The following is a 14127-nucleotide window of genomic DNA, read 5'->3' on the forward strand; positions in this document are numbered from 1 at the left end:
TGAGGGACACTTAATCACCAGAACTATGTGTTGATCATGGAGGAGCCACCGGTGGAGTTCGACGTCACGATCGAGATTCCGAAGGGTTCGCGGAACAAGTACGAGGTGGACCACGAGACCGGTCGTATCCGCCTGGACCGTCGACTCTTCACCTCGACCAGCTACCCGGCCGACTACGGCTTCGTCGAGAACACCCTCGGCGAGGACGGCGACCCGCTGGACGCCCTGGTCATCCTGGAGGAGCCGACCTTCCCCGGCTGCCTCATCAAGTGCCGCGCCATCGGCATGTTCCGCATGACGGACGAGGCCGGCGGCGACGACAAGCTGCTGTGCGTGCCGGCGTCCGACCCGCGCGTGGAGCACCTCCGGGACATCCACCACGTCTCCGAGTTCGACCGCCTGGAGATCCAGCACTTCTTCGAGGTCTACAAGGACCTGGAGCCCGGCAAGTCGGTCGAGGGCGCCAACTGGGTGGGCCGTTCCGACGCGGAGGCCGAGATCGAGCGTTCGTACAAGCGGTTCAAGGAGCACGGCGGTCACTGACCTCCTGTCGTCCTGCGGGCCGCGTGACCCCTTTCGGGGTGACGCGGCCCGTTCGTACGCCGGTGTTCATACGCATACTGAGACGTACGGGAGGTATGCGAGGGAAGCACGAGTACGAAAGGCGGAGGCGGGAACTGGTGGCGGAGCCTGACGCGGAGGACCGCAAGCCGCAGTCGGACGAGGCGAGGAGCGCGTTCGCGCCCCCGGGGCGGGACGAGGGCGATTCCGCCGCGACGTCCGAGTTCTTGAGTCCCACGGCCGTTCGCGTTCCCCCGGTGTCCGGCACCGACTCGTCCACAACGTCCGAGTTCGCCGTCCCGGCGGGGCTCGATGTGCCGTCGGCGCCGGCTGCCGAACCGGAGACGACGTCCGAGTTCGCCCTCCCGCAGGGGCTCGAGGCCCGTCGGCCGCACGCCGCCGAACCGGAGGGGTCGGCGTTCAGCCCGCCGAGCACGTACACCGCCGGGCAGGCACCACCCGCGTTCACCCCGCCCTCCGGGATCCCCGCGGTGCGTCTGACCAAGGAGGCGCCCTGGCAGGACCGGATGCGCACGATGCTGCGCATGCCGGTGGCCGAGCGGCCCGCGCCGGAACCCGTGCACAAGACCGGCGAGTCCGCCCCCGCCGTGCCGCGTGTACTCGACCTGACCCTGCGTATCGGCGAACTGCTGCTGGCGGGCGGCGAGGGCGCCGAGGACGTGGAGGCGGCGATGTTCGCGGTCTGCCGGTCCTACGGCCTGGACCGCTGCGAGCCGACCGTCACCTTCACGCTGCTGTCGATCTCGTACCAGCCGTCCCTGGTCGACGACCCGGTGACGGCCTCGCGCACCGTACGCCGCCGCGGCACCGACTACACCCGCCTGTCGGCCGTGTTCCGGCTCGTGGCGGACCTCAGCGACCCGGACACGACGATCTCCCTGGAGGAGGCCTACCGCCGCCTCGCTGAGCTCCGGCGCAACCGGCACCCCTACCCCGGGTGGGCGCTGACCGGGGCGAGCGGGCTGCTCGCCGGTGCGGCCTCCGTACTCGTCGGCGGCGACGTGATCGTGTTCATCGCGGCCGCGCTCGGCGCGATGCTCGGCGACCGGCTAGCCTGGCTGTGCGCCGGGCGCGGACTGCCGGAGTTCTACCAGTTCACGGTGGCCGCGACGCCCCCGGCCGCGATCGGCGTGGCGCTCACGGTCGCCCAGGTGCACGTGAACGCATCCGCGGTGGTCACCGGTGGTCTGTTCGCGCTGCTGCCCGGACGGGCCCTGGTGGCGGGCGTGCAGGACGGGCTGACCGGTTTCTACATCACCGCGGCCGCGCGCCTGCTGGAGGTCATGTACTTCTTCGTGGGCATCGTGATCGGCGTCCTGGTGGTGCTCTATTTCGGCGTCAAGCTGGGCGCCCAGCTGAACCCGGACGCGGCGCTGAACGTCTCCGAGCGGCCGGTCGTGCAGATCCTCGCGTCCATGCTGCTGTGCCTGACCTTCGCGGTACTGCTCCAGCAGGAGCGGTCCACCGTGCTGTGGGTGACCCTCAACGGGGGCGTCGCCTGGAGCGTGTACGGCGCCATGCACTACCCGGGCGGCCTCTCGCCGGTCGCCTCCACGGCCGTGGCCGCGGGTCTGGTGGGCCTGTTCGGGCAGTTGCTGGCCCGGTACCGGTTCGCCTCCGCGCTGCCGTACACGACGGCCGCGATCGGGCCGCTGCTGCCCGGCTCCGCGACGTACTTCGGGCTGCTGTCGATCGCCCAGGCCCACGTCGACAAAGGCCTGGTGTCGCTGGCCAAGGCCGCCTCGCTCGCCATGGCCATCGCCATCGGCGTGAACCTGGGGTCGGAGATCTCCCGGCTGTTCCTGCGGGTGGGCTCCGCGAAGGGGCGGCGGGCGGCCAAGCGGACGCGCGGTTTCTGAGCCCTTACTGGGCGCGGTAGCCCTGGTCGTAGGGCTGCTCGCCCTGCTGATAACCCTGCGGCGAGCCGTACGACTGCTGCGGGTACTCCTGGGGCTGCTGCTGCGGGGCCTGGCCGTAGTACTGGCCGTCGTGGCCCTGGTCCGTTCCGTGAGGCCGCTGCTGCGGCCGGCCCTGCGGGTAGCCCTGACCCTGGGGGTATCCCTGACCCTGCGGATACCCCTGACCCTGCGGATACCCCTGACCCTGCGGGTAGCCCTGACCCTGCGGATACCCCTGGGCCTGGGGGTACCCCTGGCCCTGCGGGTAGCCCTGACCCTGCGGATACCCCTGGGCCTGGGGGTACCCCTGGCCCTGCGGGTAGCCCTGACCCTGCGGATACCCCTGGGCCTGGGGGTACCCCTGGCCCTGCGGGTAGCCCTGACCCTGCGGGTAGCCCTGACCCTGGTTGCCGTACGCCTGGTTCTGGTTGCCGCCGTAGGCCTGGCCTTGGTCGCCGTAAGGCTGGCCCTGGTCGCCGTAAGGCTGGCCCTGACTGCCGTAGGCCTGGTTCTGGTTCCGATCCTGGTACGCGGGAGCCACGGGCCGCAGCCGCGTCGTCGCGTCGTCCATGACCGGGGGCTGCTGCTGGAACTGGGCGTCCATGTCCTGCGCGGGGTTCTTCCTGGCCTTGGAACGCGCCCGCAGGAACTCGATGGCGATCGGGATCACCGAGACGAGGACGATCAGGATGAGGATCGCCTCGATGTTCTTCTTGACGAAGTCGATGTTGCCCAGCCAGGAGCCGAGCAGCGTGACACCCGCGCCCCACAGGACGCCGCCGATGACGTTGAAGACGACGAACGAGCGGTACTTCATCCCGCTGACGCCGGCGATGATCGGCGTGAAGGTACGCACGACCGGCACGAAGCGGGCCAGGACCAGGGACTTCGGGCCGTACTTCTCGAAGAACTCGTGTGCCTTGGTGACGTTCTCCTGCTTGAAGAGGCGGGAGTCGGGGCGGTTGAAGAGCGAGGGACCGACCTTCTTGCCGAACATGTAGCCCACCTGGTCGCCCACGACCGCGGCGAGGCAGATCAGGGCGATGGCGTCCCACAGGGGGAAGTCCAGCTGGTTCGACGTGATCAGCAGGCCGCAGGTGAACAGCAGCGAGTCACCCGGCAGGAAGAAGCCGATGAGCAGGCCCGACTCCGCGAAGACGACGCAGAGCAGGCCCCAGATCCCGAAGGTGTCCAGCAGCTGATTCGGATCCATCCAGCTCGGTCCGATGGCAAGCGTCGTCACGGTTCCGGGCTCCTGAGAGGTGAGAGGGGTGCGGCGTGCGGCGTCCTGTGGGGCGGCCCTCACGGCATGGGCCGGACAAAGCTATCAACGCACGATGTCCTCATCGGGTTCCACCGGTGCCCCCGGGGTGCACGGTGCGTGGACCGGGGCGAAGCTGTGAGCCATGGGCATCGAAGAGTACGGCGGCGGCCAGGGCCCCGAGCCCGACGTGCTGGTCGTGACGACGAACGACGTACCCGGCTACCGCGTCGAGCGGGTGGTCGGCGAGGTCTTCGGCCTCACCGTCCGCTCGCGCCATCTGGGCAGCCAGATCGGCGCGGGCCTGAAGTCCATGATCGGCGGCGAGCTGAAAGGGCTCACCAAGACGCTGGTACAGACCCGCAACCAGGCCATGGAACGGCTCATCGAGCAGGCACGCGCGCGTGGCGCGAACGGTGTCCTGGCCTTCCGCTTCGACGTGACGGAGGCCGCAGACGCCGGCACCGAGGTGTGCGCCTACGGGACCGCGGTGGTCCTGGCCCGGGTGTAGCGCGCCCGGGCCAGGACCCTAGGAGGAGTGCCGGGCGGCGTTCGCGAGAATCGCCTCCTTGAGGTGCTCGGCGAGCCCCGGACGCATGGATTCGTAGAACGCCTTGAAACGCTCGTCGGCCACGTACATCTCGGCGAGACCCCGGTGCATCTCGTACGGGCACTCGTAGAACCACGTGCAGATGTGCTGCCGGTGCTCCTCGGCCAGGTCCATGGCCGCCTCCCCGGTCGGCGGTTCACCGGCGGCCATCAGGGCGCCGTAGCGCTCGCCCCAGGCGGTGACCTCGGCCTGCATGCGCTTCCAGTCGTCCTTGGTGTAGCGGGCGGCGCGACGCTGCGACTCGGCGTACGCCTCGGTGCCGCCCCAGCGCTGCTCCGCCTCCTCGGCGTACTGCTCGGGGTCCTTGTCCCCGAACACCTCGAACCTCTCCTCGGGCGTGAGGTTGATGCCCATCTTTCGTGCCTCCATGGCGTGCTCCACGGCCGCCGCCATCTTCTGCAGCTTCTCGATCCGGGCGGTCAGCAGTTCGTGCTGGCGGCGCAGATGCGCACGCGGGTCCGCGTCCGGGTCGTCGAGCAGGGCGGCGACCTCGTCGAGCGGAAAGCCGAGTTCCCGGTAGAACAGGATCTGCTGCAGCCGGTCGAGGTCCGCGTCGCCGTAGCGCCGGTGACCGGCATGCGTGCGCTCACTGGGCACGAGCAGCCCGATCTCGTCGTAGTGGTGCAGCGTGCGCACGGTCACGCCGGCGAAACCGGCCACCTGGCCCACCGAGTAGCTCACTTCCGCTCCCTTCTGGGTACGCACCTCAGACTGCGGCCTCACGTCGCGTGAGGTGCAAGCGGCATTCCTCCGCGGGCCGCGGCGTGCCTCCGGATGTCCGCGCGCCAGGGACGTCGTGCCGGTTTTGCCCGCTTATGGTGAGTCCGTGGCCCAGCACACCGCGCAGCAGGAGCCCGGCACGCCGGCGACCCCCGCGCGGGGCCTGCTGCCGCTGGTCCTCCCGGCGCCGGCCGTCGGTATCGGCGCCAGTCTGCTCTACCTGGGGGTGAGCGGGCTCGCCGTAGGACTCCAGCACCTCCTGTGGCGGAACCTGCCGGAGGCGCCGGGCATCGGCCGCTGCTCGGCACTCTGGATGCTCGTCGCGCTCACCGCGACCGGCGTCCTGGTCGGTCTGGTCGTCCGGAAGGCACCGGGGCACGCCGGTCCCGACCCGGCGACCTCTGGGGCCGGCCATGACCACGCCGCTGCCGCCCGGCGTCGTGCCCGGTCTGCTGGTGGCAGCCATGCTGATGCCGGCCGGCGGCCCGAGCCTCGGTCCGGAGAACCCGGTCGTCGCGACGAACGCCGCGCCGGCGTTCTGGCTGGGCCGCAGGCCGGCGCCCCGGCTGCCGAGCGGACTGTGGGTGGCGCCGGCCGAGGCTGCCACCATCGGCGCGCTGTTCGGTACGCCGGTGGCGGCGCGCGCTGCTGCTCTCCGAGGCGCCGGCCGGGCAGCAGATCAAGGGGCTGCCGTGGGACAACGTGTTCGGACCGCTGATCGCGGCCGCCGCGGGCGGGCGGACGGGACCGCGATCCGGTGAACCGTCGAGCCGGTCCGATCCGATGAACGGGCGAGGTGATCCATGAAGCGGCCCGGGCCGGGGAACCCATGGATCGGCAAACTTCGCCGTTCCGAGGAACCAGCAGCACCTCCACACCCGATGAACCAGTAGACGCGCGCCAACTTCGCGATGGGAGACGAGACACCATGCCGCTCCACACCGGCCCGGGGAAGCCCGACGAACGCCCCATGTCGTTGAACCCCTTCTTCGGGGAGGCGAACCCGGTCGTCGAGATGACCCAGGCACCGCCCCGGCACCGGCTGCCCGACGGGCCCCTGCCGCCCTCGGTCGCCTATCAACTGGTCCACGACGAACTGATGCTGGACGGCAACTCCCGGCTGAACCTCGCCACGTTCGTCACCACGTGGATGGAGGACCAGGCCGACCGGCTGATGGCGGAGTGCCGCGACAAGAACATGATCGACAAGGACGAGTACCCGCGGACCGCGGAGCTGGAGCGCCGCTGCGTGGCCATGCTCGCCCAGCTGTGGCACGCGCCGAACCCGGAGTCCGCTGTGGGCTGTTCGACGACCGGTTCGAGCGAGGCATGCATGCTCGCCGGAATGGCCCTGAAGCGGCGCTGGGCCCAGCGCAACGCGGACCGCTACCCCTCCAGGGACGCGCGGCCGAACCTGGTCATGGGCGTGAACGTGCAGGTCTGCTGGGAGAAGTTCTGCAACTTCTGGGAGGTCGAGGCACGCCAGGTGCCCATGGAGGGCGACCGGTATCACCTGGACCCGCAGGCGGCCGCCGAGCTGTGCGACGAGAACACGATCGGGGTCGTGGGCATCCTCGGGTCCACCTTCGACGGGTCCTACGAGCCGATCGCCGAGCTGTGCGCGGCTCTGGACGACCTTCAGGAGCGCACGGGACTGGACATCCCGGTGCACGTGGACGGCGCGTCCGGGGGGATGATCGCGCCCTTCCTCGACGAGGATCTGGTGTGGGACTTCCGGCTGCCGCGGGTGGCGTCGATCAACACCTCCGGGCACAAGTACGGGCTGGTCTACCCGGGCGTGGGCTGGGCGCTGTGGCGCGACACGGACGCGCTCCCCGAGGAACTCGTCTTCCGGGTCAACTACCTGGGCGGCGACATGCCGACCTTCGCGCTCAACTTCTCCCGGCCCGGGGCCCAGGTCGTCGCCCAGTACTACACGTTCCTGCGGCTCGGCCAGGACGGATACCGAGCGGTCCAGCAGGCCACCCGGACCGTGGCCGAGGGACTTGCCGAGCGGGTGGAGGCGCTCGGCGACTTCCGCCTCCTCACCCGGGGAAACCAGTTGCCGGTCTTCGCCTTCACCACCGCGCCGGATGTGCAGGAGTACGACGTCTTCGACGTCTCCCGGCGCCTGCGTGAGTCCGGCTGGCTGGTGCCCGCGTACACCTTCCCCGCCAACCGCGAGGACCTCTCCGTACTGCGGATCGTGTGCCGCAACGGCTTCTCGACGGACCTCGCCGATCTGTTCCTGGAGGACCTCAGCCGCCTGCTGCCCGGGCTGCGGCGGCAGCCGCACCCGTTGACCCGGGACAAGCAGAAGGCCACCAGCTTCCACCACTGACGTCCGGCACCGGCCGTCCCTGCGCGGGGCGAGGACGGCCGGTGGTGTCATGGGACGGGGACACGGCGCACGGCGTTCGGGGTCAGCCCCAGGACGTGCCCCGTTCCACGGCCACCAGCTCGAAGGCCGTCTTGCCGTCCAGGGACTCCCGGATGATGTCGGCGTGGCCGGCGTGCCGGGCGGTCTCGCGGATCAGGTGGAGCAGTACCCAGCGTGTCGAGACCCGCTCGTCCGGCGGGAACCACGGTTCGTTCGGCAGCGGGAACGTGTCGTCGAGGCTCGGCGCCGAACGGACGAAGGCCTCGGTCTCGTCCGCGACCTTCTGCCAGTACGCGAGCTGCGACTCGACCGTCTCGTCACCGATGAGGCGGAAGCACTCGTGCCAGTTGGCCTCCGTCCGCTTGACCGCCGGCTCCTCGCCCTTGGCCCGCGCGATCCAGCTCTGCTCGACCTCGGCGACATGTTTGAGCAGGCCCGAGAGCGACAGCTCACTGGCGCTCGGCCGGCTCGCCGCCTGTTCCTCGGTCAGACCGAGCAGGGCCCGGCGGATGCCGCCGCGCTGCTCCTCGAGGAAGGAGAGCAGCGCTCCGCGCTCGTCGCCCTGCGCCTCGGCGCGCACGTGAGTGACCATGACCGTCCGCCTTTCGTGGGTTCCGGCAGTTCGTCCCTGCCTGACACCCACGAAGCTACGGACCCTTGCGGTCAGTTTCTGTCCGCAAGGGCCGGGAGGAGCGGACGAAAATCAGAACGGGAAACCGCTGCGGCCGTGCTGGACCGAGATCCACTTCAGCGTGGTGAACGACTCCAGGGTCGTCTCGCCGTTCAGGCGGCCGATGCCCGAGTGCTTCTCGCCGCCGAACGGGACGAGCGGCTCGTCGTGGACGGTGCCGTCGTTCACATGGAACATGCCCGTGTCGATCTGCTTGGCGAAGTTGACGCCGCGCTCGATGTCGCCGGTGTGGACCGCGCCACTCAGGCCGTACGGGGTGTCGTTGACCACGCGCACGGCCTCCTCCTCACCGTCGAACGGGATCAGGAAGGCGACCGGGCCGAAGATCTCCTGCTGGAGGAGGGCCGAGTCGGCGGGGACATCCGTCAGGACGGAGGGCTCGACGAGGTTGTCGGTGGTCGCGCCGTGCACCAGCGCGGTCGCGCCCTCGGCGATGGCCTGCTCGACCGCGCTCGAGAGGGCCTCCGCCTGAGAGGAGTTGATCACCGGGCCGATGACGGTCTGCGGGTCGCGCGGGTCGCCGACCTTGAGGGACTTCACCTTGGCGACGAACTTCTCGGTGAACTCCGCCTGCAGCGAGCGGTCCACCAGGACGCGGTTGGCGGCCATGCAGACCTGGCCCTGGTGCACGTACCGGCTGAAGACGGCCGCGTCGACGGCGTAGTCGACGTCCGCGTCGTCCAGGACCACGAGCGCGCTGTTGCCGCCGAGTTCGAGGACGGAGCGCTTGAACCGCGACGCACAGACGGTCGCGACGTGCCGGCCCACCTTGTCGGAACCGGTGAAGGAGATGACCTTCGGGATCGGGTGCTCGATGAAGGCGTCGCCTATCTCCGCTATGTCCGTGATCACGACGTTCAGCAGGCCACCCGGGAGGCCCGCCTCCTCGAAGATCTTCGCGACCAGGGAGCCACCGACGATCGGTGTGTTCTGGTGCGGCTTGAGAACGACACCGTTGCCGAGCGCGAGCGCCGGGGCGACGGACTTGATCGACAGCAGGAACGGGAAGTTGAAGGGGCTGATCACACCGACGACGCCGACCGGCACGCGGTAGAGCCGGTTCTCCTTGCCGTCGATCGGCGACGGCAGGATCTTGCCCTCGGGACGCAGCGCCAGCTGGATCGACTCGCGCAGGAACTCCTTGGCGAGGTGCAGCTCGAAGGCGGCCTTCAGGCGCGTGCCGCCCAGCTCCGCGATGATCGCGTCGCTGATCTCGGTCTCGCGGTCCTCTATGCGCCTGAGCGCCTTCTCGAACACCGCGCGGCGGGTGTAGGGGTTGGTGGCGGCCCACTCCCGCTGGGCGGCCGCGGCGGCCCGGTAGGCCTCGTCCACCTCGTCGACCGTGGCGATCGTGATCGACGCCAGCTTCTCGCCGTCGTACGGGTCGAAGTCGATGATGTCCCAGGAGCCGGTGCCCGGACGCCACTCCCCGCCGATGTACTGCTGGGACAGATCGGTGAAGTAGGACGACATGTGACCCCTCAATCCCTTGCAGCCGAAGCAGACACCCGTTCGCACGTGCGATCACGTCGTTCTTTGATCACGCGTCATCGTACTTGTGTTTAAAGGGAGTTGGGGAACGCCTCGGGATACTCCACAAGGACTCTCAGGAAAGCTGGAGCAGCCCCCGCAGCAGATCGCGGCTCTCGTCGGGTCCCGGGCTGTCCTGCTGCAGCTGCTTCATCGCGCCCTCGTACTGGGCGACGTCCTCGCGTTTGTCCAGGTACAGGGCGCTGGTGAGCTGCTCCAGATACACGACGTCCGACAGGTCGGACTCGGGGAAGCTCAAGATGGTGAACGAACCGCTCTCGCCGGAGTGCCCGCCGAAGCTGAACGGCATGACCTGAAGCCGTACGTTGGGGCGCTCCGAGATCTCGATCAGATGCTGGAGCTGGTCGCGCATCACCTGCCGGTTCCCGTACGGGCGCCGCAGGGCCGCCTCGTCGAGCACGACATGGAACTCCGGGGCGTTCTCCGCCACGAGGTACTTCTGCCGCTCCAGGCGCAGCGCCACCCGCCGGTCGATGTCCGCGGCGCTCGCACCCTTCATGCCCCGGGCGACGACCGCGTGCGCGTACGCCTCGGTCTGCAGCAGCCCGTGCACGAACTGGACCTCGTACGAGCGGATCAGGTGCGCCGCCCCCTCCAGCCCGACGTAGGTGGGGAACCAGCTGGGCAGGACGTCGGAGTAGCTGTGCCACCACCCGGCGACATTGGCCTCCTTCGCCAGGGAGAGCAGGGATGTGCGCTCGGCCTCGTCGGTGATCCCGTACAACGTCAGCAGATCCTCGACATCCCGTGTCTTGAAGCTCACCCGTCCCAACTCCATGCGGCTGATCTTCGACTCCGAGGCCCGGATCGAGTAGCCGGCTTGCTCCCTGGTGATGCCGCGCGCCTCCCGCAGGCGCCTGAGATGGGATCCCAGCAGAATGCGCCGCACCACCGACCCACTCGAGTCCCCAGCGCTCACGTTCGTCAGCCTCCCCAACCGTCCTTCCGACCGCGCAGTCTGCCACTAAAACACTTCGAGCAGTACTCGTACGGTTACAGAAATGGAAAGCAGTCAAAGCTGAGACACCGAGAGAGATAAGGAAAGGCAAGCAAGCGGGAAGAAAGTGACAGAAGAAATAAGCAGAAAGCGGTACGGGGACGTCCAATTCCGGCGCGTGCACGTGCATCTGCCCTTGCATCTGCCTGGCTCATCCGAAACCATGGTCCCGCGCCACCGCTGCATTGCCACGACCGCGAACACCCGGGAGTGCCTCGCATGGGGACGAATGGATCGACCATGCTCGAGCCCTTACGGCAGGGACTTCCGCCGCTCGACCCCGCGGCCGTGTCCAGCGCCGCCTCCTGCGCCCTGCCGGCCCGTCTCGAAGCGGTCCGTGAGGCACGGCAGTTCACCCGCAGAACTCTCGGCCAGTGGGATGTCGCCGAACGCCTCGACGACGTCTGCCTGGTGGTCTCCGAGCTCGTGACCAACGCCCTGCGGCATGCGCTGCCCTCGCCCGCCTCGCGCACGTGCGACCAGGAAGCGGCCGTGCGGCTGCATCTGATGCGCTGGACCTCCCGCCTGGTCTGCGCCGTGCGCGACCCCAGCCACGACAGCCCGGTCGCGGGTGACTCCGAGGACTTCTCGGCGGAGTCGGGCCGCGGGCTGTTCCTGGTCGACTCGTTCGCCGACAGCTGGGGCTGGCACCCGCTGGCGGGCACGTTGAGCGGGAAGGTGGTCTGGGCGCTGTTCCGGCTGCCGTCCATGTCCGCGCGCGCGGAATGACACCGTACGGCTTTTTTTGGGTCACCGATCTACGCGTGTCGCAACCCGCGGTGCGTCAACGCACCGCGGGCCGCGGGTAGTCGGTGGCCGGCGGAGCCCGACCAGGGCCCCGACCGCGTGGGTCAGGCGATCAGATGGTCGAACTCGCCGTCCTTGATGCCCAGGAGCATCGCCTCGATCTCCGCGCGGGTGTAGACCAGCGCGGGCCCGTCGGGGAAGCGGGAGTTGCGCACCGCCACTTCCCCGCCCGGAAGTCGGGCGAACTCCACGCATGACCCCTGCGAGTTGCTGTGCCGGCTCTTCTGCCAGGCCACATGATGCAGCTCGGTCGCAGCCATGCCGTTGTACACGTCGTCCACGTCGTACACGTCGTGGTCCACAGGTCGCTCCCCGGTCGTGCATTGGCTGATGTGGCCATTGATGCAGTGGTCAACTGCTCCGGATCATAACTCCGTTCACATGCAGATGCTTGGGCAGATGCACGTGCACGCGGGGTGTTCCTGCGATTACAGCTTTTACAGTCCCTTGACTACAGCCTGACCGCCGACTGACTACAGCCGGTCAAGCGTCTGCCCCAGAGCTCGCACAACATGCGACCTCCAGCCCCCGTCCATGATCGTCCGCGCCCTCATCTGTGCCGGGTCGTCCGGGTCGAACCCTTCATGCACTAGGAAGAGACGCGTACCGCGGCCTTCCTGTTCCAACGTCCATGTGATGGTCCAGTCCGCGGGATTGGCGGGATCGGCGTCGGCCCACCGGACGCGCAGCATCCGCTCGGGCTCGAACGCGAGAACCTGCACGTCGACGGTGCCGGAGAAGTTGGTGTTCGGCCGGGGAACCGAGGTCATCGTGTAGCGGTGGCCGACCTCGAGCCGGAAGTTCTCGGAGCCGGGCATCTGCCACTGGGCGAGCAACTCGGGCTCGGTCAGGGCGCGCCAGACCTTGCCCGGCGGATGCGGCAGGAACTGGTCGACGCGGATCGTGGTGAGGTCGTCGTCGGGTGCGGTGCTCATGGCCGGTCATCGTCGGGCATGCGGTCGAGCAGCTCGCCGAGCCCGCGCAGTCGCTGCCGCCAGAACCGCTCGTACGGATGGAGCCAGTCCTGCACCTCGGCCAGCGGCGCCGCCTCGAGGCGGTAGATGCGCTGCCGGCCGGAACGCTGCTCCGAGACGAGTCCGGCCTCTCGGAGCACCCTGAGGTGCTCCGAGAGGCTCGGGCGGCGCATGTCGAAACGGTCGGCCAGAGCCTGGACCGGCTGCGGCCCGTCCTCACGCAGCAGGCGCAGCACCTCGCGGCGCGTGCCGTTGGCGAGCGCGGCGAAGACGCGGTCCTCGGCGGCGGTGTCCGCCCCGGCCCCGGTCGTGGTCATACCGGTTCTTCCTATCCGTGAGCCTCCGTCAGCAGCATCAGACCGTTGCCGTCGGGGTCCTGGAAGGACGCCATCCGGCCCCAGGGGAGGTCGTCCGGGCCCTGCACGGACACCCCCGCCTCGGCCAGCCGCGCGCAGTCGGCATCGACATCGGTCGTGACCAACATGATCCCCCGGGTCGAGCCGGGTTCGAAATCGCCCATCCCGGGGCCGGAGAGCGTGAAGACGGTCTGTGCGCCCTTGGGCGCGACCTGGAGCCACCGCCCCTGCGGCAGGTCCAGATCCGCGGTGACCTCGAAGCCGAGGACGTCCGTGTAGAAGCGCAGCGCACGGTCCTGGTCGGTGACGGGAAGGGTGACGAATGAGGCGTGTGTGACGGTCATGCGGCCACGATAGGTAGGAGATTCCCTACTCGTCAAGCGTAGGGGATCTCCTACGTGTATTGCGGAGCGTGCGCACCCGTGACGTGAAGACCCGAGGGGGGCGAGGGGTCGATTCGGCGAAGAAAGGCAGAGATCGCGAAGAACGAGAGGCGCCGAGAGGTCATCACGCGGTGCCCGGAGCGGCGAACCGAAACCGGAGAAGATCATCCGCCGCCCGGCGGGAACTGCGCAGGCAGCCGCACGACCCGAGTGCCACCCGTGTCCGCGACCGGGACAGCGTGGGCTGCCCGGCGCACGGTCACTTCCGTACCTTCGGCCTCTTGCGCGCCGGTCCGCGTGAGCAAGCGCACGCCGCTCGCCTCCCGGGCCTTCACAAGACCTCCTGGTAACTTGCTGCGGCCGTCTCCATGACGACCTCATCGGCAACCTTGGGAGACTTCAGTGACAGCGACCCATGTCACGCGTCCGCAGGCGCGCATCGCGGTGGCCGCCGCGGGTCTTGTGGCCGCGCTCGCACTGACGGGCTGCAGCAGCGACTCCGGGGGCAGCGACTCGGCGAACGGTGCGACCTCCACGCCGAACGCGTCCGCGTCCCCGGCGGACACCGGCAGCGCCGGTACGCCGGGCGCCAAGGCCGGCAAGCTGGAGGGCAGCTGGCTCGCCACGACCGGCGGCAAGGCGGTGGCACTGGTGATCACCGGCAAGCAGGCCGGGCTTTTCGCCACGGGCGGCACCGTGTGCAGCGGGACCGCGGGCGAGAAGGCGGGAACGCAGATGATCCACCTCTCGTGCACGGACGGCAGCAAGAACCGCCGGACCGGGACGGTCGACTCCGTGAACTCCGCGAGTATGAAGGTGACCTGGGAGGGCGGCGTCGGGACGGAGACCTACGCCAAGGCCGAGGGCGGCAGCCTCCCGAGCGGACTGCCGACGGCGGGCCTGGGCTCCTGACCTCG

General features: G+C 69.2%; 14 protein-coding genes and 3 pseudogenes. 8 read left to right on the forward strand and 9 right to left on the reverse strand.

Annotated elements, in window-relative coordinates:
- The first annotated feature begins 51 nt into the window (after positions 1-51).
- The gene (locus ACQEXA_RS25840) at positions 52-543 is read left to right on the forward strand and encodes an inorganic diphosphatase (RefSeq protein ID WP_234512613.1); all 492 of its coding nucleotides are present in this window, start codon (positions 52-54) and stop codon (positions 541-543) included.
- 95 nt (positions 544-638) lie between these two features.
- Entirely contained in the window at positions 639-2441 is a 1803-nt protein-coding gene (locus ACQEXA_RS25845; protein ID WP_433131145.1) for a threonine/serine exporter family protein, read from the forward strand.
- A gap of 250 nt (positions 2442-2691) precedes the next feature.
- On the opposite strand, the pseudogene ACQEXA_RS25850 reads toward ACQEXA_RS25845, so the two are convergent.
- Positions 2692-3723, reverse strand: a pseudogene (locus ACQEXA_RS25850) (DedA family protein); the annotation flags it as partial.
- Positions 3724-3886: 163 nt separating this feature from the next.
- Here ACQEXA_RS25850 and ACQEXA_RS25855 point away from each other — a divergent pair.
- Positions 3887-4252: a YbjQ family protein gene (locus ACQEXA_RS25855; protein WP_359394708.1), complete on the forward strand. Its 366-nt coding sequence runs from the start codon at positions 3887-3889 to the stop codon at positions 4250-4252.
- Between the two features lie 18 nt (positions 4253-4270).
- Here ACQEXA_RS25855 and ACQEXA_RS25860 read toward each other — a convergent pair whose 3' ends face one another.
- Positions 4271-5032: a MerR family transcriptional regulator gene (locus ACQEXA_RS25860; RefSeq protein ID WP_432930913.1), complete on the reverse strand. Its 762-nt coding sequence runs from the start codon at positions 5030-5032 to the stop codon at positions 4271-4273.
- A 145-nt stretch (positions 5033-5177) separates the two neighbouring features.
- On the opposite strand from ACQEXA_RS25860, the pseudogene ACQEXA_RS25865 reads away from it, so the two are divergent.
- Positions 5178-5839, forward strand: a pseudogene (locus ACQEXA_RS25865) (chloride channel protein); the annotation flags it as partial.
- 160 nt (positions 5840-5999) lie between these two features.
- On the forward strand, positions 6000-7412 hold the full coding sequence (locus tag ACQEXA_RS25870; protein WP_359394704.1) for a glutamate decarboxylase: 1413 nt from the start codon (positions 6000-6002) through the stop codon (positions 7410-7412).
- A gap of 82 nt (positions 7413-7494) precedes the next feature.
- On the opposite strand, the gene ACQEXA_RS25875 is transcribed toward ACQEXA_RS25870, so the two are convergent.
- The 3 genes from ACQEXA_RS25875 to ACQEXA_RS25885 all read right to left on the reverse strand — a co-directional run bounded on the left by ACQEXA_RS25875 (position 7495) and on the right by ACQEXA_RS25885 (position 10585).
- Positions 7495-8043, reverse strand: coding sequence for a DinB family protein (locus ACQEXA_RS25875; protein ID WP_432930912.1), 549 nt, complete (start codon positions 8041-8043; stop codon positions 7495-7497).
- Between the two features lie 111 nt (positions 8044-8154).
- The gene (locus tag ACQEXA_RS25880; RefSeq protein WP_432930911.1) at positions 8155-9615 is read right to left on the reverse strand and encodes an aldehyde dehydrogenase family protein; all 1461 of its coding nucleotides are present in this window, start codon (positions 9613-9615) and stop codon (positions 8155-8157) included.
- A gap of 133 nt (positions 9616-9748) precedes the next feature.
- Positions 9749-10585: a helix-turn-helix domain-containing protein gene (locus tag ACQEXA_RS25885; protein WP_432939402.1), complete on the reverse strand. Its 837-nt coding sequence runs from the start codon at positions 10583-10585 to the stop codon at positions 9749-9751.
- 345 nt (positions 10586-10930) lie between these two features.
- Between ACQEXA_RS25885 and ACQEXA_RS25890 the strand changes: the two genes are divergently transcribed.
- Positions 10931-11419: an ATP-binding protein gene (locus ACQEXA_RS25890; protein ID WP_432930910.1), complete on the forward strand. Its 489-nt coding sequence runs from the start codon at positions 10931-10933 to the stop codon at positions 11417-11419.
- A 122-nt stretch (positions 11420-11541) separates the two neighbouring features.
- On the opposite strand, the gene ACQEXA_RS25895 is transcribed toward ACQEXA_RS25890, so the two are convergent.
- From ACQEXA_RS25895 to ACQEXA_RS25910, 4 genes are all read right to left on the reverse strand, one after another.
- A complete protein-coding gene (locus ACQEXA_RS25895; RefSeq protein ID WP_359394696.1) occupies positions 11542-11799 on the reverse strand; it encodes a DUF397 domain-containing protein in 258 nt (85 codons plus the stop codon).
- 171 nt (positions 11800-11970) lie between these two features.
- Positions 11971-12432 (reverse strand): SRPBCC family protein, encoded by a 462-nt coding sequence (locus ACQEXA_RS25900; RefSeq protein ID WP_359394694.1) that lies wholly within the window; start codon positions 12430-12432, stop codon positions 11971-11973.
- The gene (locus tag ACQEXA_RS25905) at positions 12429-12788 is read right to left on the reverse strand and encodes an ArsR/SmtB family transcription factor (RefSeq protein ID WP_359394692.1); all 360 of its coding nucleotides are present in this window, start codon (positions 12786-12788) and stop codon (positions 12429-12431) included. Before ACQEXA_RS25905 ends, ACQEXA_RS25900 begins: the two co-directional genes overlap by 4 nt.
- Before the next feature lie 11 nt (positions 12789-12799).
- Positions 12800-13171, reverse strand: coding sequence for a VOC family protein (locus ACQEXA_RS25910; RefSeq protein ID WP_359394690.1), 372 nt, complete (start codon positions 13169-13171; stop codon positions 12800-12802).
- A gap of 111 nt (positions 13172-13282) precedes the next feature.
- On the opposite strand from ACQEXA_RS25910, the pseudogene ACQEXA_RS25915 reads away from it, so the two are divergent.
- Together ACQEXA_RS25915 and ACQEXA_RS25920 are read left to right on the forward strand one after the other, a co-directional pair.
- Positions 13283-13560: pseudogene (locus ACQEXA_RS25915) on the forward strand (30S ribosomal protein S14).
- A 52-nt stretch (positions 13561-13612) separates the two neighbouring features.
- Positions 13613-14122, forward strand: coding sequence for a hypothetical protein (locus ACQEXA_RS25920; protein ID WP_432930908.1), 510 nt, complete (start codon positions 13613-13615; stop codon positions 14120-14122).
- Positions 14123-14127 lie beyond the last annotated feature (5 nt).

The sequence above is a fragment of the Streptomyces sp. CA-106110 genome, from assembly GCF_050936285.1.
GTDB lineage: Bacteria > Actinomycetota > Actinomycetes > Streptomycetales > Streptomycetaceae > Streptomyces.

Excerpts from the sequence above, each read along its gene's own strand:
- ACQEXA_RS25845 (WP_433131145.1), top strand. The coding sequence starts at position 639 with ATGCGAGGGAAGCACGAGTACGAAAGGCGGAGGCGGGAACTGGTGGCG.
- ACQEXA_RS25855 (WP_359394708.1), top strand. The coding sequence starts at position 3,887 with ATGGGCATCGAAGAGTACGGCGGCGGCCAGGGCCCCGAGCCCGACGTG.
- ACQEXA_RS25870 (WP_359394704.1), top strand. The coding sequence starts at position 6,000 with ATGCCGCTCCACACCGGCCCGGGGAAGCCCGACGAACGCCCCATGTCG.
- ACQEXA_RS25875 (WP_432930912.1), bottom strand. The coding sequence starts at position 8,043 with ATGGTCACTCACGTGCGCGCCGAGGCGCAGGGCGACGAGCGCGGAGCG.
- ACQEXA_RS25880 (WP_432930911.1), bottom strand. The coding sequence starts at position 9,615 with ATGTCGTCCTACTTCACCGATCTGTCCCAGCAGTACATCGGCGGGGAG.
- ACQEXA_RS25890 (WP_432930910.1), top strand. The coding sequence starts at position 10,931 with ATGCTCGAGCCCTTACGGCAGGGACTTCCGCCGCTCGACCCCGCGGCC.
- ACQEXA_RS25900 (WP_359394694.1), bottom strand. The coding sequence starts at position 12,432 with ATGAGCACCGCACCCGACGACGACCTCACCACGATCCGCGTCGACCAG.
- ACQEXA_RS25905 (WP_359394692.1), bottom strand. The coding sequence starts at position 12,788 with ATGACCACGACCGGGGCCGGGGCGGACACCGCCGCCGAGGACCGCGTC.
- ACQEXA_RS25910 (WP_359394690.1), bottom strand. The coding sequence starts at position 13,171 with ATGACCGTCACACACGCCTCATTCGTCACCCTTCCCGTCACCGACCAG.